Raw genomic sequence first — 18308 nt, forward strand, 5'->3', positions numbered from 1 at the left:
GCGTGTTCCTCACGGATGAGGGCGAGGCCTTTCTGTCGGAGATACATGGTGCCGTTGGCACGATCGACCGATTGAACCGCTTCCGCTCGACGCCGAGGGGAACGCTCCGCATCAGTACGAGTGAAGGGATGGCTCTTCAGTTTACGCCGCCGACCCGAAATGTCCCTCGACATCGTTGCCGACGGCAGGTTCGTCGATATCGCAGCGGCGGGTTTCGACGCATCATATCGGGACAATCGTCGTCCCGATATCTGTGCAGCGTGACAAGCGCCTATCTAAGCGGTTTATCGAAGGTCCCGACTTTGACCTTGAACATCGAGGAAAATCCCTCGGCGTACTCCTGCTCGTTGAGACGGCCCTTTCCGTCCTTGTCCAGTTCGCCCCACGTCTTCTGGACGTCGGACGCGCTTGCCTGATAGCCGTCGGATCTGACCTGTGTCTTGGCGTCGATGTACTCTTTCTGGTCGACGAAACCGTCGCCATTCGTATCGTCACGCTCGAAGTTGCTTTTGGCGAGCCGGGCGAGGAACGCGGCCGCGATCCCGTCGTTTCCGAAGCTGCCGCCAGAGCTGCTGATTGTCGGCGCTGGTCGCTCTTCGGGTGCTTCGCCGTTGTCCTTGATTTTCGCTTTGGGTACGAAAAGTTGGTAGATGTCTGAAGCTGATCCTACTCGCATGGAATCTCCATCTCCGGTTGCGGGACATCTATCGCCTCCCGGGCTTGCGCGAAGCTGGGGCGATCCGTGCTGAAAGCATGCTTCCGCTCATATCCGAACACCGCGAAATTCAGGCCCGCTCCGAGGTACTGTGACGGGTACCCTTCCTGTCCGAAATCGGCAGGGGCTTGTAATGGCCCTCGTGGCCAACGCCGAATTCCTGTGCCTTGTAGGCAAACCCCAGCATGACGACGCCTCCCAGCAGGTTCCCGATGGTTACCATCGAGAGGTTATAGAGAGCGCCAGACACGCTCACGCCGTCCGGCGCGTTGCCCATCAGCGCCAGCGCGAACGTGAACTGGTTCGCCACGGAGTGCTCGAAGCCTGCGGCCACGAATATCATGATGGGCCAGAAGATGAGGGCGATCTTGGCGGCATCGTTCTCCGTTCTGCCACACATCCAGATGGCGAGACACACCAGCCAGTTCGCCAGAAATCCTTTTGCGAGCAGCACCAGCGGCGACGCCGACATTTTCGTGACAACCGCCGCATAGAAAGGCGCGCTTCCGTCCCCCAGAAGGACGCCGCCGCCCGCCGCGCGGAAGACCGCCGCCAGAAGTATCGCTCCGGCCAGGTTGCCGATCCAACAAGCCGTCCAGACTTTCAACACGTCGGCAGTCGAAACCCGACGCTGGAACAGCGCGAAGGACATGTACATCGCCGTACCCGTGAAAAGCTCGGAGCCCGCGAACACGACGATCGTCAGGGCAGAGGCGAACACAGCCCCCATGACCAGATGCGACCACGCCTGGTCGAGGTGAGCGCCGACCGTGAACATAACGATGTCGCCGAAGCCGATGTAAGCTCCTGCCAGAATTGCGCCGATGAAAAATCCGGAAAGCTGGTTGTTCACCATCTCGGCTTTGTGAGACCCCGCCTCAGCGAATTTCGTCATCGTTTCGATGTACATGGCGCTTGTCTCCGATTTTGCCCGCTGCATGATGCGGCCTAGCCCATCGTTCGAAACTACGGGATCGGCTTTCGGCACATCTACGCATACTTGAGTATGTCTCACGCGAACGCCGCTACGTGTGGTCTTCTCTCTGCAAAGACGAATGGAGATGGTGATGACCGACAAGCGCCCCGACGGTATCGAGGACTACAGCGGCCCGGCTGGCGGATGGGATGCCTTGAGGGCTACCGCGGAAGCTCTTATCCATGAAAAGATCGTCGTACAGGGCTCGATGACCCTGCTTAAATCGAACCAGCCTGACGGCTTCGATTGCCCCGGGTGCGCCTGGCCCGACCCGAAACACACGTCGTCCTTCGAGTTTTGCGAGAACGGCGCGAAGGCCGTCACATGGGAATCCACCGCCAAGCGCGTCGGACCGGACTTCTTCGAGCAGCATCCCGTCAGCGAGCTGTGGGGTTGGAACGACTACGAGCTTGAGGGCAAGGGTCGGCTGACACACCCGATGGTCTACGACAAGGCCACGGACAGATACCGACCGATCACCTGGGACGAGGCGTTCGACGTTATCGGCACCAAACTCAACGCACTTCCCGATCCCCGGATGGCCGAGTTCTACACGTCGGGGCGCGCTTCGAACGAGGCGGCCTTCCTGTATCAGCTTTTTGTCCGCGCATACGGTACGAACAATTTCCCCGATTGTTCCAATCTCTGCCACGAAGCGACGAGCGTCGGCCTGCCCGCTTCTATAGGGATCGGAAAGGCCACAGTCGTTCTGGAAGACTTCGACCAGTGCGACGCCATTTTCAGCTTTGGCCACAATCCGGGAACGAACCATCCGCGCATGATGACGACGCTGCACGACGCATCACGGCGCGGCGTCCCGATCATCGTCTTCAATCCCCTCAAGGAACGCTCCCTGGAGAAGTTTGCCGCTCCCCAGAACCCGGTGGAGATGGTCACGCTGACTTCCACACCCATCGCCTCGGCCTATCATCAGGTAAGGAGCGGTGGCGACGTTGCCGCGCTCAAGGGCATCATGAAGCGGGTGGTGGAACTTGATCAGGAAGACCTGGCCAACGGAGGCAGCGGCCTGCTCGACCGCGAATTCATCGAGACCCATACGGCTGGCTTCGACGCGCTACTGGCCGACCTCGCGAACACCACCTGGGACCTCATCGTAAAGAAGTCCGGTCTGACGAGGGCCGCGATCGACAGCGCGGCCCTCGTCTACGTGCGTTCGGAGCGTGTCATCGTCTGCTACGGCATGGGCATCACGCAGCATCGCAACGGCACCTCCAATGTACAGCAGCTTGCCAACCTCCTCATGATGCGCGGCAACATGGGGAAGCCCGGTGCTGGCATCTGCCCGCTCCGGGGTCACTCGAACGTGCAGGGCGATCGTACGGTCGGCATCACCGAAATCCCGAACAAGTTGCTGCTCGACGGCATGGAAAGGGCCTTTGGCTTCCGCCCGCCCGCCGAGAAGGGACACAACGCCGTCGAGGCCATCGACGCGATCATCGCCGGACGATCGAAAGCCCTGATCTGTCTTGGAGGAAACCTCGCGGTCGCCATGTCCGATCCCGACCGGGTATTCGCCGGAATGAGGAAGCTCGAACTCGCGGTCCATCTATGCACGAAGCTCAATCGGTCCCATCTCCTGATCGCCGAGAACTCTTTGATTCTACCCGTACTCGGGCGAACCGACGTCGATTTTCAGGAGGGCGGACTTCAGTCGGTTACCGTCGAGGACTCGACATGCATGGTTCATGCGTCTCGGGGCTTCTTGAATCCGCCAAGCGAACATCTCCGCTCCGAACCGTCCATCATCGCCGGAATGGCAAAAGCTACCCTCGGCGAAAGACACGGCATCGACTGGGATGGCATGGTCGCGGACTATGACCGCATTCGCGACAAGATCGAGACCGTGTTTCCCGACTTTTACGATTTCAACAAGCGTATACGCGAGCCGGGTGGCTTCCACCTCGACATACCCGCCTCACGGCGGGAATGGCGGACGAGCAACGGCAAGGCGAACTTCATAGTCGCGCTGGAGATCGAGGAAGACCCTCGCCTCTCCTACCCGGACATCATTACGTTAACGACCGTTCGGAGCCACGACCAGTACAACACGACTGTCTACGGTTTGAACGACCGCTACCGCGGGGTGTTCGGCCGCCGGGACGTCGTCTTCATGAATGCCATCGACCTCGAGGAGCGTGGGCTGGAAGACGGCTCGAAGGTCGACATCGTCGCCGCTCCGGACGACGGTGAGGACGAGAGCGTGAAGCGGGTCGTCGCTGGCTTCACGGCAGTAAAATACGACATCGCGCGCGGCTCGGCGGCAGGCTATTTCCCGGAGTTGAACGTGCTGGTGGCGCTAAGCCATTTCGACAAGAAATCCGGGACGCCCTCCTATAAAGCGACCCCGGTGCATATCAGGGCGGCCTCTTGACGCCATGGTGACACGCGCGCCGATTTGTACGGCACGCCTGCGGCGTCATACCTTGTTTATGGGCGTCTCGTTCTTCGCTGCTGCCTGCGTGTTCCGCCGGAACTCCCAGCCGATCTTTCCCTCTTCGGCTTTGTAGAAATATTGGCTGTTGATCAACCATCCTTTGAGGGAGCGACGCGGAAGGATACAAGCCAGCAGGACAAGCGGCAACGAGGTCACGAGATGGACCCAAAATGGAGGGTTGAATGCAATCTCGATCCAAGAGGCCGCCGCAACCGCCGGGATACAAGTGAAGCAGATGACGAAGAGCGCGGGGCCGTCCGCCGGGTCGGCGAAGGAGTAGTCCTACCCGCACGCTGAGCACTTCGGTTTGAGCGTCAGGAAATCGTCGAAAAGCTTTCCCTGACCGCGCCGGGGGCACCTCGCCCGCATACCCGTCAGGACAGGAGGAAGAGGAGGCCAGTCATTCCCGGCCATGTCAGCACCATAGAAAATTGAAGGCATTCGATCATGTATGTGCGCGCGTTCAACTTGCGATCCGGCTTTTTGTCGCTGCACTCGAAAGAAATTGGCGTCGGCTATAGTTCCCCGCACAGCAGTTTTTAGGTCAGGCATTCCCGGACGCCTTTCGGCGTACCGTGACAGGTACACCGACGTGTATCTTCCTCCCTTACCGCAAATCTCTAAGGCTTTCTCCGATCCGAGGTAAATAAGGGCGGAAGGGAATCGATGTCGCTGCAGTCTCAGTACGAGTTCTTGGTGCTCTTGCTATTGGTGGTCGTGATCCTGGAGCTGATGGCTCGATATCTGCGGCTTCCTCCGGCTGCGGCGATGATCGGCGGCGGCGCGGCACTCGCCTTTGTCCCCGGCATCCCGAGTGTGACCTTCGATCCGCACTTGATCCTCGTATTGTTCCTGCCGCCGCTGCTGCTCAGCAGCGCCTACGCCACGGTGTGGCGTGACTTCAAGCGCCACTCGGCCACCATCGTCTCCTTGGCCGTCGGCGCGGTGTTCTTTACGTCGGCGTGTGTGGGTGTGGCGTTCCATGTGATGTTTCCCGAACTTCCCTGGGCCGTCGGATTTGCGTTGGGTGCGGCCGTCTCGCCTCCCGACGCGGTTGCAGTGAAAGCCGTTTTAGAGAAGCTTCGCCTTCCCACGCGGGTCACCACGGTGCTCGGCGGCGAAAGCTTGGTGAATGACGCGAGCGGGTTGGTGCTCTTCCATTTTGCGGTCGCCTGGACTGCAGCGGGCTCTTTCAGTGTTCCAGAGGCACTCGGCATGTTCGCGTTGGTCGCCTGCGGCGGCATCGCCGTCGGCTACTGCCTCGGCCATGCGGGTATGCTGGTGCTACAGCGACTGGCAAGCAGCGAGATCGTCATCACCGGAACCATGCTGCTTGCAGCGTCCTCCTACATAGCCGCCGAGCGGATCGGCGTTTCCGGTGTGCTATCGACAGTGACGACAGGCCTGATACTCGGATGGCGGCAACACGAGATTTTCTCCGCAGCGACTCGAATTGCCGCCCGTAGTTATTGGAAAATTCTCGTCTTCGTCCTCCAGTCGATCCTGTTTATTCTTGTCGGACTGTCCCTGAGGGAGACCTTGGATAGGATCGCCACCAGCGATCAGGCGATGACCGAACTCACATTTCCCGCCGGGGTGATCGTCGGGGTCGTATTGATCTCGAGGTTTATCTGGCTGTTCGGCTCGGACGCCTTATGGAGGCTAGCGCGCCGCCTTGGCCTACGCGCTGGAATGCAGCCCGACTTTTCGATCACGATGATCCTCGGCTGGGCGGGTATTCGGGGGCCGGTCACCCTCGCGGCCGCGCTGGCTCTCCCCGAGGATTTTCCCGGCAGGGATTTCATTCTGGTATCGGCGTTTGGCGTGATATTCGTGACGGTTTTGATCCAGGGGCCGACATTGCCGCTCTTGGTGAAGTTCTTGCCCTCGACCGGATCGCAAAGCGCGGAGCGGCTTGCCCGAGACGAGGCGACGGCGAGAATGAGGCTGTCCCAGGCTCAATTCAAGGCGTTCTCGGCGGCCGTCAGCTCGCAAACTTCCAACGAGGAGCGCTGCTTGCTTGAGCACTACCGGAACCGTGCCGACCGCGAAGCCTCGTCGCTCGCCGGGGCTGCGGGAGCACGCGCCGCCATGCCACCGTCCGCAGCGATGTTGGCAGCGATCAAAGCCGGCCGCGCCGAGCTACTCAAGATGTATCGGACTGGCGAAATCAGCGATCGCGCGCTCGTCAAACTCGAACAGGATCTGGATGCGCAGGAATTCGGCATAGAACCGCGTTGAGGCGCGGACCTCACACCTTGTTCGCCGAAAGGTGGCACGCCAACCATTGGTATAGCTGTCATGCTCGATTGGTCCAAACTACGTTCGATGTGTCGTCGTCAAAGTCCTTCTGGAGAGACCCGCGGGGCTTACGGCGGACGCGCCGATTCGATAGGGTTTCCGGGCCAGAGATACACGCCAAACGACGATAACTCTCTGCGATAACATCTTGAGGTCTAACACATGCGGTTGATTCTGGCGGCCATGATCGCCTCCGTACTAAGTATTCTCGCCTTCAAGTACGCGGATCACTCGATCGGCTACAGCCTGTTCCTGCAAGAGGCCGGTAAAACCGAGGGTGCGACGCCACTCTCGTGAAAGGTGACATGCGTGGTGGCGACGTTCAGGTGACCGCAGCAGGAATCTGGCATGGAGAACGCCCAAGCATCGACGATGGTCGCTCGCCGGATTGCTAAAAGAAACCGTCTTCCAAGGAAGCACGCCGTCCGGATATTCGGTGGAATAGTTGAATTCCTCCTTCAGCTCGTCATCGTCCCAGACGCTGGCAGCGGCATGCTTGTGATTGAAGACGATTCGGGCTTCTTCTTCTCCGTTCTTCGTAGATACAAGAAGCCGCCCGATCGCTTGGAGGCTTGGATGGCCATGTCGGGAACCGTCAGTGGAAACAAGCCAACACCTTGAACCGCACCGGGTTTGCCGGAGGCTCCAACTTCTGAGAGAGTGGAGCCGATATGAGCAAGACAACGAACAAGTTTTCACCCGAAGTCCGCCAACGCGCCATCCGTATGGTGCTGGATCACGAGGCTGAGCACCCATCGCGGTGGGCTGCCGTTTCATCTATTGCGGGCAAGATCGGTTGCTCGCCAGCCGCGCTGCGTGAATGGGTGAAGAAGACCGAGGTCGACAGCGGCAAACGAGCAGGCTTGCCGAGCGACGCGGCCGAGAAGATGAAGGCTCTTGAGCGCGAGAACCGCGAGCTTCGTCAGGCCAACGAGATTTCGCGCAAGGCGTCTGCTCATTTCGCGATGGCGGAGCTCGACCGCCCCTTCAAACGATGATCTCGTTCATTGACGAACACCGTGGCGTGTTCGGGGTCGAGCCGATCTGCAGGCTTTTGCCGATTGCCCCATCAACCTACTACGAGAACGTTGCCAAGCGCCTGGATGTGGATCGCCTGTCGGTCCGGGCCCGCAGCGATATCGGTTTGAAGATCGAAATACGCCGGGTGTTCAACGAGAACTTCCAGGTCTATGGCGTGCGTAAAGTCTGGCGGCAGTTGCAGCGAGAAGGCTACGACATCGCCCGCTCCACTGTTGCTCTGCTCATGAGGGCAATGGGACTACAGGGCATCATCCGCGGCAAACCCGTCAAAACCACCGTGTCGGACAAGGCCGCGCCTTGTCCGCTCGACCGGGTGAACCGGCACTTTTTCGCGCCGTCGCCCAACATGCTCTGGCTTTCTGATTTCACGTATGTGGCCACTTGGCAGGGCTTTGTTTACGTCGCGTTCGTGATCGATGCCTTCGCTCGCCGCATCGTCGGTTGGCGAGCAAGCCGGACTGCCCATGCGGGTTTCGTTCTCGATGCCCTCGACCAGGCGCTTCATGATCGGCGGCCCGTCCACCGTGGAGGACTGGTTCACCATTCCGACCGCGGATCGCAATATGTGTCCATTCGCTATTCCGAACGGCTGGCGGAAGCGGGCATCGAGCCGTCGGTCGGGAGTGTTGGAGGTTCCTATGACAACGCTCTCGCTGAAACGGTCAATGGTCTTTACAAGGCCGAGGTCATCCATCGGCGAGGACCGTGGCGAAACTTCGAAGCCGTGGAGTTCGCCACGCTGGAATGGGTAGATTGGTTCAACAACCGTCGCCTTCTGGAGCCCATCGGCAACATACCGCCAGCCGAAGCCGAAGAACGATATTACGCCATGCTGGACGCACCGGCCGTGGCAAGCATAACTTAAACGAAATGGCCTCCGGCAAACCCGGTGCGGTTCAGTTGGCATGCTTCGTGATTTAGCTATGCAGCGCTGGCCACGGAAGGAAACGGCGACTAGGGCTAGGCTGCTTTCTCAACGATATTTCCCTGGAAAGACAATGTCCTGATCTACTAGCACATTGAATTTATAGCCGGGCCGGATTTGCAGCGTCGGCTGTACATCCATATTGCGCTGGATCGTGCGGTCGGCCACTCGTCCGAAGGTTTCGGCAAAATTGCGCCTTGCCGCATCGGATGCCGTATCCTGGGTCGCAAGGGTTGAGCTCTGCGGAACAGCCATGTCGATGCCGGTTTCTGCGCCGTTTGGCGAGCGCCGTGCCGACGTTGTTTATCGTCGTCACGATCTCGTTTTTCCTGATGCATTTTGCGCCCGGTGGTCCATTCAATCTCGAACGTCCCCTCCCCCCACAGACCATGGAAAATCTGATGAGAACCTATCATCTGGATGAGCCACTATGGCGCCAGTATCTCATCTATCTCGGCAATGCCGTCACCGGCGATTTTGGCCCAAGCTACATCTATAAGGACAACACCGTCGCGCAGCTGATCGGCAAGGGCCTGCCCTATTCGCTCGAACTGGGTTGTTATGCTCTGTTGCTGGCTCTGGTGGGCGGCGTGCTCGCCGGCACGCTCGCAGCACTCAGGCAAAACAGCGCTTTCGATTTCTCGATCATGTCAATCTCGACAGTGGGCGTCACTGTCCCGAATTTCGTCGTGGCCCCTGTTCTCACGCTTGTATTTGCCGTGCTGCTCGGGCTTCTTCCGGCAGGCAGCTGGGGTGACGGGTCGCTACGCTACCTCATTCTTCCGATGATCGCACTTGCGCTGCCGCAGCTTGCGGTCATTGCCCGGCTGACGCGCGGTGCCATGATCGAGGCACTGCGAATGGACCACATCCGCACGGCCAAGGCCTATGGCCTTCCCGTGCGCAGCGTCGTCGTTTTCCACGCCATGCGCGCGGCAATGCTGCCGGTCGTTTCCTATCTCGCTCCCTGCGCCGCCGCGCTTTTGACTGGCTCGGCAGTCATCGAAACGATCTTCACCATTCCCGGCGTCGGCCGCTACTTCGTTCTCGGCGCCATCAATCGTGACTATACGCTGGTGATGGGAACCGTTGTTCTCGTCGCCATTTTCGTCATCCTGTTCAATTTAGTCGTCGATATTCTCTACGGCCTTCTTGATCCGAGGGTCAGACATGACTGATAGCCCCGGCACTAACCCTCATTCGCAACAAATCAAAAGCCGCAGCCTGTTCCAGCTGGCAGTCCTGCGTTTCAGACGCAACAAGGCAGCCATGGCGGGTTCCGTCATGTTGCTCCTTATTACTCTGTTCTCGTTTGTCGGGCCTCATTTCCTGGCACATACCTATGATCAGGTGTTTTCCTCCTATGTCTCGGTGGCACCCAGTCTCGAGCCACGCCCGGATGTGAATAACCTTCAGGACGTGATGGAGGGTGTTGCGAGCCGGGCCCGCGTCGAGCTGAAGGAATTTGCCGTTGAAGGCCAGACTTTCACGGCGACCATCGCCTCCAGCAGCGCAATCGATCCGCGGGCAACACGCTACTTCGACCGTGCCAATGAATTCAGAAATACCAGGGTGATTGCGACCGAAGACGACGGACGCACGCTGAAGCTGGAAGGCGACGTCAACCGCGAATACTTTTTCTTCGGTACAGATTCCAACGGCCGCGACATGCTTGCGCGCGTCATGCTTGGCGGTCAGATTTCGATTGCGGTCGGTGTCCTGGCGAGCCTCGTTTCCTTGGGAATCGGCGTGGTCTACGGTGCAACAGCGGGCTATATTGGCGGGCGCGTGGACAATGTGATGATGCGCTTCGTCGAAATACTCTATTCACTGCCCTTCGTCTTTCTGGTTGTGGTTCTGGTCGTCTTTTTTGGCCGCAGCTTCATCCTGATCTTCCTCGTCATCGGCGCGGTGGAATGGCTGGACATGGCGCGCATCGTGCGTGGCCAGACACTCGCCTTGAAACGACGGGAATTTGTCAGTGCGGCGCAGGCTCTGGGACTAAGCGACTGGCAGATTATCCGCCGTCATATCATCCCCAATACGATCGGGCCCGTTGTCGTGTTCGTGACGGTCGTCGTGCCCAAAGTCATTCTTCTGGAAAGCTTCCTGTCCTTCCTCGGTCTCGGCGTTCAGGCGCCGCTCACAAGCTGGGGCGCGCTGATTTCCGAAGGTGCCAACAATATCCAGTCCGCCCCGTGGCTTCTGATATTCCCGGCGATCTTTTTCGTGCTGACCCTGTTTTCGCTGAATTTCGTCGGCGATGGGTTGCGTGATGCACTCGATCCCAAGGATCGTTGACATGAAGACGACAACTGACACCATTCTTTCCGTTCGCGACCTGAAGGTCGACTTCAACACACCGGACGGAACCGTCCATGCCGTCAAGGGCATCGACCTTGACGTCAAACAGGGCGAAACGCTCGCTGTCGTTGGCGAGTCCGGTTCTGGCAAAAGCCAGACGATGATGGGCATCATGGGATTGCTTGCATCCAATGGCGCCATCAGCGGCTCCGCGAAATATCGCGGAAAGGAACTTCTTGGACTGCCTGTCGGCGAGCTGAACAAAATCCGTGGCGCGAAAGTCACCATGATCTTCCAGGAGCCGATGACCTCGCTCGATCCTCTCTACCGGATCGGTGCGCAGATTGCCGAGCCGATCATTCACCACCGCGGTGGCAGTAAAAAGGAGGCGCGCGCACGCGTTCTCGAACTGCTGAGGCTCGTCGGAATTCCGGAGCCCGAGCGGCGTATAGACAGCTATCCTCACGAGCTTTCCGGTGGTCAGCGCCAGCGCGTCATGATCGCCATGGCGCTCGCGAACGAGCCGGACATCCTGATTGCGGATGAGCCGACCACCGCCCTCGACGTTACGATCCAGGCCCAGATCCTTATCTTTTGAAGTCGCTGCAGCAGCGTTTCGGGATGGCGATCGTGCTGATCACGCATGATCTCGGTGTCGTCCGCCACTTTGCCGATCGCGTCGCGGTCATGCGACGGGGGGAAATCGTAGAGGCTGGGACCACGGAGGATATCTTCGAGCGCCCGAAGGCGGATTATACCCGGATGCTTCTCGATGCCGAGCCCCGAGGGAACAAGCCTGCAGTCAGCCGAGAGGCTCCGATCGTGCTTTCCGGCCAGAACGTAACGATCGATTACACAATTCCGGGCGGCTTCCTGTCGAAATCGAGCAAGTTCCGGGCCGTTGATGGCGTGAACGTCAATCTTCATCAGGGACAGACGATCGGCATTGTTGGCGAATCCGGGTCAGGCAAATCCACGCTCGGTCGCGCTCTGCTGCTCCTGATCCAGGCCGATGGCCGGATTTTTTTCGGAAAACAGGAAATCACCGGGCTTGATCGAAAGGCCATGCGGCCGCTACGGCGGCATCTCCAGCTCGTGTTCCAGGACCCCTATGGTTCGCTTTCGCCGCGACAGACAGTAGGCGAGATCATCACCGAGGGGCTCTTCGTCCACGACCGGGACCTCAACCGTGCGGAACGGGACAGGCGCGCAATCGAGGCGCTGAAGGAAGTGGGCCTCGATCCCGCCGCCCGCAACCGCTATCCCCATGAATTTTCCGGGGGGCAACGCCAACGTATCGCCATTGCCCGCGCCATTATTCTCAAACCAGAGGTCATCATTCTTGACGAACCCACGTCGGCGCTGGACCGGTCCGTTCAGGGCCAGGTTATCGACCTCCTGCGTGATCTACAGAAGGCCCACGGCCTTTCCTACATCTTCATCAGCCACGACCTGTCCGTCATCAAGGCCATTTCAGATTACGTCATCGTCATGAGAAACGGAAAGATCGTCGAGGAGGGAGAGACAAACGCCATCTTCAACCGGCCTTCGGCTGAATATACGAAAACACTGATCATATCCGCGTTTTCGGCGGCGGTGGTGGGATGACTAAAAATTCGGCCACTAGTAACTCGCAGTGCGGTTAACTCGACTATGCAAAGCCAGGAGACATTAAACAGGCCCCTCCTCAGTCGATGTCGCATCCGTTCCGAAATTCGGGCAGTCGAACTGCGACGAGGTCGCCATGTCAACCGCGCAGCATTCCACCCTGACTGACAGCAGAATGGAAAAACCTCGGCGGAACCGATTTATTTCCTGGTGAAAGTTTCGTGTGGTCGATTTCGCTTTCGCAGAAACCTTTGCCGCGAAGGGTTGGGGCTGGACGACTGACGCACATATTGGAGGAGTGGACGCCGCTCCTGACGCCCGTGGCCCTTTATTATTCCGGGAGGAACAGCCCACCGGCCGCCTTCACTGCGTTCATCCAGACGCCCGCGAATTTGCAGAAGAGGACTCGCGCTGGTATTTGGCTGGTCAGGCTCCGCATCGTTACTCACGGAGCACCAAACAGGGGGCGCCCTCTGGGCGCCCCCTTCCATCAAAAGTCCATTCCCGCTCCGGCGGGTGCAGGCGCGGCATCCTTCTTCGGCTTTTCGGCTATCATCGCTTCGGTCGTCACCAGAAGGCCTGCTACAGAGGCGGCATCCTGAAGCGCAGTACGAACGACTTTGGCCGGGTCAATAACGCCCTGCGCGTAGAGATCACCGTATTCGCCTGTCTGTGCGTTCCAGCCAAAGGAGAAGTCCGTCTTCTCGCGCAGCTTGCCGACGATAACGGAGCCTTCCGCGCCGGCGTTTTCGGCGATCTGACGGACGGGTGCCTCGATTGCACGGCGGACGATATCAACGCCGACCCTCTGATCCTGGTTGGCCGTACCGAGATTGTCGAGCGCCTTGACAGCGCGCAGCAGCGCGACGCCACCGCCAGGCAGGATGCCTTCCTCTACCGCCGCACGAGTGGCGTGCAGCGCATCGTCGACGCGGTCCTTCTTTTCCTTTACTTCGACTTCCGTCGAGCCGCCAACCCGGATGACGGCAACGCCGCCGGCGAGCTTGGCGAGACGCTCCTGCAGCTTTTCGCGGTCATAGTCGGAAGTGGTATCCTCGATTTGAGCGCGGATCTGCGCAACACGGCCGTCGATCTCGGACTTGGAACCTACGCCGTCGATGATGGTGGTGTTCTCCTTCTCGATAGCCACCTTTTTGGCGCGTCCGAGCATGTTGAGCGTGACGTTTTCAAGCTTGATGCCAAGGTCTTCGGAAATGACGGTACCACCGGTCAGGATGGCGATGTCTTCCAGCATGGCCTTGCGGCGGTCGCCGAAGCCAGGCGCCTTGACGGCAGCGATCTTGAGGCCGCCACGCAGCTTGTTGACGACGAGCGTTGCAAGGGCTTCGCCTTCGACGTCTTCAGCGATGATGAGGAGAGGCTTGCCCGACTGGACCACGGCTTCGAGGACCGGCAGCATGGCCTGCAGGTTCGAGAGCTTCTTTTCTTGGATAAGGATATAGGGATCCTCAAGTTCGACCCTCATCTTGTCCTGATTGGTGACGAAGTAGGGGGACAGGTAGCCGCGGTCGAACTGCATGCCTTCAACGACTTCGAGTTCGGTTTCAGCGGTTTTGGCTTCTTCAACGGTGATGACGCCTTCGTTGCCGACCTTCTCCATCGCCTCGGCAAGATAGCGGCCGATCTCCGTATCCCCGTTCGCAGAGATTGTTCCAACCTGGGCGATTTCGGAATTGCTGGTTATCTTACGAGCGTTGGTCTTCAGCTCCTTGACGACAGCATCGACCGCAAGATCGATGCCGCGCTTCAGGTCCATCGGGTTCATTCCGGAGGCTACCGCCTTGGCACCTTCCTTGACGATCGCCTGGGCGAGGACAGTTGCGGTCGTGGTGCCGTCGCCGGCCAGATCGTTTGTCTTCGAAGCGACTTCGCGCAGCATCTGCGCGCCCATGTTCTCGAACTTGTCTTCAAGCTCGACTTCCTTCGCGACCGACACACCGTCCTTCGTAATACGCGGTGCGCCGAAAGACTTGTCGATAACAACGTTACGACCCTTGGGGCCAAGGGTGACTTTCACGGCATTAGCGAGCACATCGACCCCTCGCAGCATGCGTTCACGGGCATCGGTGTGGAACTTGACTTCTTTGGCAGCCATTTTTTTAACTCCTCAATAGGCAGCTATCTGACTGATGGGCGTAGGGTAGGACGCTCAGGCGGCTTTCTTCTGCTCAGCCTGGGCGCCGATGATGCCCATGACATCGCTTTCCTTCATGATCAGCAGGTCTTCGCCATTGATCTTGATCTCGGTGCCTGACCATTTGCCGAACAGGATGCGGTCGCCCACCTTGACGTCGAGCACCTGGATCTGTCCGGCATCGTTGCGCGCACCGGGCCCAACGGCGATGACCTCGCCCTCCTGCGGTTTTTCCTTGGCAGTGTCGGGGATGATAATACCGCCTTTGGTCTTTTCTTCGGATTCGACCCGGCGGACGAGAATGCGGTCATGAAGCGGTCGGAACGACATATTTTCCTCCGTGAGACAAAAAAGATGACGTCTGTTTCTTACCGGGCCGGGGGTGGCCGGCCCGGAAGTGCGAACCTCGTCCGAGCGTTCGCGCGCAAAAATCTGGTTTGGCGATTTTTGAATTTCAAGAGGTCGACGCAAAAAATCAGCACTCATGATAGTCTGCTGCTAATGCGCTGAAAAGGAACGAAATTCTGACGGTTCGCGTTGAGAAGACCGTTGATACCTGGAAAATTTTGCGCCACACTTTGTCGTGTCACGAAAGGAGATGAAGCATGCAGTTTTCATCCGATCTCGAACGCCAGCTCAATGGCTATGGCCTCACCACTGCCCACATCCTTTATCGGATCCCGGATTTCGAGGCCGTGCTCCAGACCTTTGTCTGGCAGGATTATGACCTGGCCCCGGACTTCCCCGAAATGCACAAGTTCCTTGACTTTTGGCAAACGAGGCTCGACGGCCCCCTTCACTCCGTCCGCTTTACCCACCAGCGTTTGATTGGGCCGAATGAATGGCGTCGCATTGACGGCGAGTTCCGTCTGCAGTGACAGGTAACCGACACAACACTCGGGCGGCCGGGGATATAGACGCAAAAGCAACGGGCATGCGCCGGGGAGCATCCACCCGTCGAGGGACTGCTTTTCATCCGGTCACACCGGCGGGGCTAAACCTGTTCCGTTTTGGGGCTGGATCACGGCCTCCGGCGTGTGTGGTCCTCGCCAGTATTCTCCAGCGCAGCCATGATCGCGTTCTTGATCTCGTCCTCTATTGCCTTCCGCTCGTCGGGCGACATTGCGGCAAGGTCGCTTTCCGTTAATCCGCGCGCCTCGAGATACTGCGCCCTGATTTTTTCGCCAAGGCTCATATGCGCCCATTTGCTCAGTTCTTCCTCCGGGCTTGGCCCGCCGTTCTGCAAAGGCGCCTCATCAATGTGTCCGGCCGGCTCTCCCTGGAGCGACCAGAGTACATTTGCAAGATTGGAGGAGAGGGGCGCGGGGGCGCCTCCAAAAGAAGCCGCAACTGGCCGCTCGGCAGCCTGGCCGGGGGCTGTGTGAGTGACCTCCTGCGGCCGCAAACGTGTGTAAATCGCGGCGGTTCCGCCAATCCGGTCGATTGCAGACATTCGATTCTCCTTCACTCGCAACGTGGAGAAACTCGCTTGCGTCTGGCTTGCCATGGGACGTGGGGGAAGTCATTAATCCGGGATGACCCTATCCCGGGCCGTCAGTTACGCGAAGCCTGTTCACTTGAAAGCGAACGTCGCAAAGCACCCTCGCCCGATCTGTCGCTTACCGCGCGTGGTCCTTGGAACGGCTTGACCTTTCGTTGTGGAAGCCCCCGATCATTCGCGCCGTTACGAATACGTGTTGTGCAAAGCACTTCCGCGACCCAAGTCAGCCCCTAGCCGCTCCCAGTTTTGATCCTCGCGATTGCCTCTTGATACATAAGCAGCCGCACTTCCAAAGCCCCGTGCGACCGGCTCATGCTACTACGGACACTGCGGAACATTGGCCCGTTCCTGAGGTTGGAATGGCAATGAAGTGGAGGAAAATCAATGACAGACGCAGGAGCTGAAACAAGCCTCCGGCCCTTTTCCGGAGAGTTTCGATGGGCCGGTTATATGCTGGGCTTTGGACTCGGCGGCTTCTTCGATGGCATTGTGTTGCACCAGTTGTTGCAATGGCATCATCTTTTAAGTGGACTTGAGCAGGCACGCCTGGATATTCGCCTTCTCATTCTTTGGGATGGTATTTTTCATGCGCTGATGTACCTCATCGCCATCATTGGACTTTGCTTGCTCTGGAGAGCCCGTAACGAATTCCCTGCACCGGGAGCGGATCGTCTTATGTTTGCCAATGCCGTTGTCGGCTTCGGTGGATGGCATGTCCTTGACAGTATTGTGTCACACTGGCTGCTGGGAATTCACCGGGTCCGTATGGACGTGGATAACCCGCTTTTTTGGGATTTGCTCTGGTTTGCCATGTTTGGACTTATCACTCTGACTATTGGCTGGATAATGCGCCGAAGCGGGTCAAAAAGGGGGAGTGGTGTGCCCAGATCGCCGTTTTTGCTCGTCGTGGCGGCACTGACCGCGGGGCCGCTCGCTTTGCTGCCGCCGTCCGATCAATCACAGGTGGCGGTCCTTTTTTCACCCGGCACAAGCGAGCTGGATGCGTTTGCTGCCATTGCCGCGGTAAACGGCAGGATCATTGCCTCTGACCCGTCGGGCCAATTGTGGGCAGTGGATATGCCGGCGGATGGAAATCCCTTGGAGCTCTATCGCCACGGTGCACTGTTGGTAAGCAACGCCGCTCTGCCCCTCGGCTGTTTCAACTGGACCAGAGCCTAGCAAAGAGGGTGATCCGGCCGGAACAAACTAACGATGGTTCGCGCGATTTTGCTGTGCGACTGTCTCACTCGCAACCCCGTATAGACCTCGAAAAGGTGATCATTGCGTCTAACGCCGCGGGTTTTTTCCGCGGCGCCCAATGTCCACAATCCGGTATTACGTAGCTCCGCGTCAGGTTGGGAACCAGTTTCGGCATTTTGTCGATGATTTGCCGCGGGCCGGGCATATTGAAGCGAGGGTACCGCTCTCCCACGATATAAACAGCCGGAAGGCCCACGTTTAAACCGTGGAGCGAGCGTCACAGGTACCGGTTCACATCGAGGTTGCCATAGTAGTTCAAGCCGCCACTGAAGCTGGTTCTTTCGACGACATCAACGTGACGTGCGAACTCCATACCCACTGAACCATTGGATGGCGGCACAACAAGCCGGTCTCGCACCGAACGCTTTTCAATGCTATTGCTATCGCCACAGAGGGGAGTGACACAATCATGGATTCGATAATTCCCGGCGCGGCCAATCTCAGCCTGTTCGTCAGCGCCACGCTTGTTCTGCTTCTCGTGCCTGGGCCGGCGGTTCTTTACATCTTCGCCCGCTCGGTCGAGCAGGGCCGTTCTGCTGGCCTCGTCTCGATTCTGGGCATTCACGCGGCCACACTCGTGCATGTCGCCGCGGCTGCTGCAGGGCTGTCGGCGCTCCTGGCGTCTTCCGCGATCGCCTTCAGTGTGGTGAAGTATGCCGGCGCGGCCTACCTGATTTGGTTGGGCTTCAAGAAGCTTTTCGGTCCCGCGAGCATTCCCGATTTTAACGGCGCAGACCAGCCGCGCAGTCGCGGACGCATTTTCCGCGAGGGTTTCCTGGTCAACCTCCTCAATCCGAAAACAGCGTTGTTCTTCCTCGCCTTTCTGCCGCAGTTTGTTGAGCCCCAGCGTGGCCATGTGGCAATGCAGGTTGCGTTCCTCGGGGTTCTTTACACAGTGATCGGAGTGCTCACGGACGGCGCCTATGCACTCGCTGCCGGGACGGCGGGTAATTGGCTGAAGCGCAGCCCGGTCTACCTTAAAGCTGAACGCTGGGTCAGCGGGTCCATCTACATCGGCCTCGGATTGACGGCCGCATTTTCGGGAAACCACAAAAAGTAGGTTATGA

General features: G+C 58.7%; 15 protein-coding genes, 3 pseudogenes and 1 other annotated feature. Of the genes and pseudogenes, 11 read left to right on the forward strand and 7 right to left on the reverse strand.

Annotated features, from left to right (window positions below; all coding sequences use genetic code 11):
• Positions 1–271 precede the first annotated feature (271 nt).
• Positions 272–676: an EF-hand domain-containing protein gene (locus tag FHW77_RS26840; protein ID WP_034495397.1), complete on the reverse strand. Its 405-nt coding sequence runs from the start codon at positions 674–676 to the stop codon at positions 272–274.
• 109 nt (positions 677–785) lie between these two features.
• A complete protein-coding gene (locus FHW77_RS24200; RefSeq protein ID WP_051674083.1) occupies positions 786–1625 on the reverse strand; it encodes a formate/nitrite transporter family protein in 840 nt (279 codons plus the stop codon).
• Between the two features lie 157 nt (positions 1626–1782).
• On the opposite strand from FHW77_RS24200, the gene FHW77_RS24205 reads away from it, so the two are divergent.
• Positions 1783–4083 carry an FdhF/YdeP family oxidoreductase gene (locus tag FHW77_RS24205; RefSeq protein ID WP_034495491.1) on the forward strand — a complete coding sequence of 767 codons (2301 nt, stop codon included), beginning with the start codon at positions 1783–1785 and terminating at the stop codon, positions 4081–4083.
• A 45-nt stretch (positions 4084–4128) separates the two neighbouring features.
• Here FHW77_RS24205 and FHW77_RS24210 read toward each other — a convergent pair.
• Positions 4129–4560, reverse strand: a pseudogene (locus FHW77_RS24210) (DUF983 domain-containing protein).
• Between the two features lie 252 nt (positions 4561–4812).
• On the opposite strand from FHW77_RS24210, the gene FHW77_RS24215 reads away from it, so the two are divergent.
• The 4 genes from FHW77_RS24215 (at position 4813) to FHW77_RS24225 (ending at position 8353) form a co-directional block, all read left to right on the forward strand.
• Entirely contained in the window at positions 4813–6387 is a 1575-nt protein-coding gene (locus FHW77_RS24215) for a Na+/H+ antiporter (protein ID WP_182590841.1), read from the forward strand.
• 222 nt (positions 6388–6609) lie between these two features.
• Complete coding sequence (locus FHW77_RS26845) at positions 6610–6744, forward strand: hypothetical protein (protein ID WP_256366760.1); 135 nt, start codon at positions 6610–6612, stop codon at positions 6742–6744.
• A 51-nt stretch (positions 6745–6795) separates the two neighbouring features.
• Positions 6796–7068, forward strand: a complete 273-nt coding sequence (locus FHW77_RS24220; protein WP_182590842.1) for a hypothetical protein — start codon at positions 6796–6798, stop codon at positions 7066–7068.
• 50 nt (positions 7069–7118) lie between these two features.
• Positions 7119–8353 (forward strand): IS3 family transposase gene (locus FHW77_RS24225; protein WP_182590843.1). Its coding sequence is split into 2 segments (ribosomal slippage): positions 7119–7413 and positions 7413–8353, totalling 1236 coding nucleotides; the frame shifts between segments, so codons are not numbered across the junction.
• Positions 7400–7516: a sequence feature (AL1L pseudoknot), on the forward strand. Its footprint overlaps the gene before it by 117 nt.
• Positions 8354–8461: 108 nt before the next feature.
• On the opposite strand, the pseudogene FHW77_RS24230 reads toward FHW77_RS24225, so the two are convergent.
• Positions 8462–8680: pseudogene (locus FHW77_RS24230) on the reverse strand (TrbI/VirB10 family protein); the annotation flags it as partial.
• Between FHW77_RS24230 and FHW77_RS24235 the strand changes: the two are divergent.
• The 3 genes and pseudogenes from FHW77_RS24235 to FHW77_RS24245 all read left to right on the forward strand — a co-directional run bounded on the left by FHW77_RS24235 (position 8623) and on the right by FHW77_RS24245 (position 12325).
• Positions 8623–9591 carry an ABC transporter permease subunit gene (locus FHW77_RS24235; RefSeq protein WP_182590844.1) on the forward strand — a complete coding sequence of 323 codons (969 nt, stop codon included), beginning with the start codon at positions 8623–8625 and terminating at the stop codon, positions 9589–9591. The pseudogene FHW77_RS24230 and the gene FHW77_RS24235 overlap by 58 nt on opposite strands.
• Positions 9584–10714 carry an ABC transporter permease gene (locus FHW77_RS24240; RefSeq protein ID WP_182590845.1) on the forward strand — a complete coding sequence of 377 codons (1131 nt, stop codon included), beginning with the start codon at positions 9584–9586 and terminating at the stop codon, positions 10712–10714. Before FHW77_RS24235 ends, FHW77_RS24240 begins: the two co-directional genes overlap by 8 nt.
• Position 10715: 1 nt before the next feature.
• Positions 10716–12325 (forward strand): annotated as a pseudogene (locus FHW77_RS24245) (ABC transporter ATP-binding protein).
• Between the two features lie 490 nt (positions 12326–12815).
• On the opposite strand, the gene groL reads toward FHW77_RS24245, so the two are convergent.
• Together groL and groES are read right to left on the reverse strand one after the other, a co-directional pair.
• Positions 12816–14441 carry a chaperonin GroEL gene (groL, locus tag FHW77_RS24250; protein WP_182590846.1) on the reverse strand — a complete coding sequence of 542 codons (1626 nt, stop codon included), beginning with the start codon at positions 14439–14441 and terminating at the stop codon, positions 12816–12818.
• A 54-nt stretch (positions 14442–14495) separates the two neighbouring features.
• Positions 14496–14810 (reverse strand): co-chaperone GroES, encoded by a 315-nt coding sequence (gene groES, locus FHW77_RS24255; RefSeq protein WP_006699024.1) that lies wholly within the window; start codon positions 14808–14810, stop codon positions 14496–14498.
• A gap of 275 nt (positions 14811–15085) precedes the next feature.
• Between groES and FHW77_RS24260 the strand changes: the two genes are divergently transcribed.
• Positions 15086–15358, forward strand: a complete 273-nt coding sequence (locus tag FHW77_RS24260; RefSeq protein WP_006699025.1) for an usg protein — start codon at positions 15086–15088, stop codon at positions 15356–15358.
• A 143-nt stretch (positions 15359–15501) separates the two neighbouring features.
• Here the strand turns inward: FHW77_RS24260 and FHW77_RS24265 are convergent, their stop codons facing one another.
• Positions 15502–15933, reverse strand: a complete 432-nt coding sequence (locus FHW77_RS24265; RefSeq protein WP_182590847.1) for a hypothetical protein — start codon at positions 15931–15933, stop codon at positions 15502–15504.
• Positions 15934–16365: 432 nt separating this feature from the next.
• On the opposite strand from FHW77_RS24265, the gene FHW77_RS24270 reads away from it, so the two are divergent.
• Positions 16366–17160, forward strand: coding sequence for a DUF2243 domain-containing protein (locus FHW77_RS24270; protein ID WP_182590848.1), 795 nt, complete (start codon positions 16366–16368; stop codon positions 17158–17160).
• 490 nt (positions 17161–17650) lie between these two features.
• Positions 17651–18301 carry a LysE family translocator gene (locus FHW77_RS24275; RefSeq protein ID WP_034499734.1) on the forward strand — a complete coding sequence of 217 codons (651 nt, stop codon included), beginning with the start codon at positions 17651–17653 and terminating at the stop codon, positions 18299–18301.
• Positions 18302–18308 lie beyond the last annotated feature (7 nt).

The sequence above is a fragment of the Agrobacterium sp. RC10-4-1 genome, assembly GCF_014138475.1.
In the GTDB taxonomy this organism is placed as follows: domain Bacteria; phylum Pseudomonadota; class Alphaproteobacteria; order Rhizobiales; family Rhizobiaceae; genus Agrobacterium; species Agrobacterium pusense.

Coding starts and splice junctions, on each gene's coding strand:
- FHW77_RS26845 (WP_256366760.1), top strand. CDS start 6,610: ATGCGGTTGATTCTGGCGGCCATGATCGCCTCCGTACTAAGTATTCTC.
- FHW77_RS24265 (WP_182590847.1), bottom strand. CDS start 15,933: ATGTCTGCAATCGACCGGATTGGCGGAACCGCCGCGATTTACACACGT.
- FHW77_RS24270 (WP_182590848.1), top strand. CDS start 16,366: ATGACAGACGCAGGAGCTGAAACAAGCCTCCGGCCCTTTTCCGGAGAG.
- FHW77_RS24235 (WP_182590844.1), top strand. CDS start 8,623: ATGCCGTATCCTGGGTCGCAAGGGTTGAGCTCTGCGGAACAGCCATGT.
- FHW77_RS24205 (WP_034495491.1), top strand. CDS start 1,783: ATGACCGACAAGCGCCCCGACGGTATCGAGGACTACAGCGGCCCGGCT.
- groL (WP_182590846.1), bottom strand. CDS start 14,441: ATGGCTGCCAAAGAAGTCAAGTTCCACACCGATGCCCGTGAACGCATG.
- FHW77_RS24275 (WP_034499734.1), top strand. CDS start 17,651: ATGGATTCGATAATTCCCGGCGCGGCCAATCTCAGCCTGTTCGTCAGC.
- FHW77_RS24240 (WP_182590845.1), top strand. CDS start 9,584: ATGACTGATAGCCCCGGCACTAACCCTCATTCGCAACAAATCAAAAGC.
- groES (WP_006699024.1), bottom strand. CDS start 14,810: ATGTCGTTCCGACCGCTTCATGACCGCATTCTCGTCCGCCGGGTCGAA.
- FHW77_RS26840 (WP_034495397.1), bottom strand. CDS start 676: ATGCGAGTAGGATCAGCTTCAGACATCTACCAACTTTTCGTACCCAAA.
- FHW77_RS24200 (WP_051674083.1), bottom strand. CDS start 1,625: ATGTACATCGAAACGATGACGAAATTCGCTGAGGCGGGGTCTCACAAA.
- FHW77_RS24260 (WP_006699025.1), top strand. CDS start 15,086: ATGCAGTTTTCATCCGATCTCGAACGCCAGCTCAATGGCTATGGCCTC.
- FHW77_RS24220 (WP_182590842.1), top strand. CDS start 6,796: ATGGAGAACGCCCAAGCATCGACGATGGTCGCTCGCCGGATTGCTAAA.
- FHW77_RS24215 (WP_182590841.1), top strand. CDS start 4,813: ATGTCGCTGCAGTCTCAGTACGAGTTCTTGGTGCTCTTGCTATTGGTG.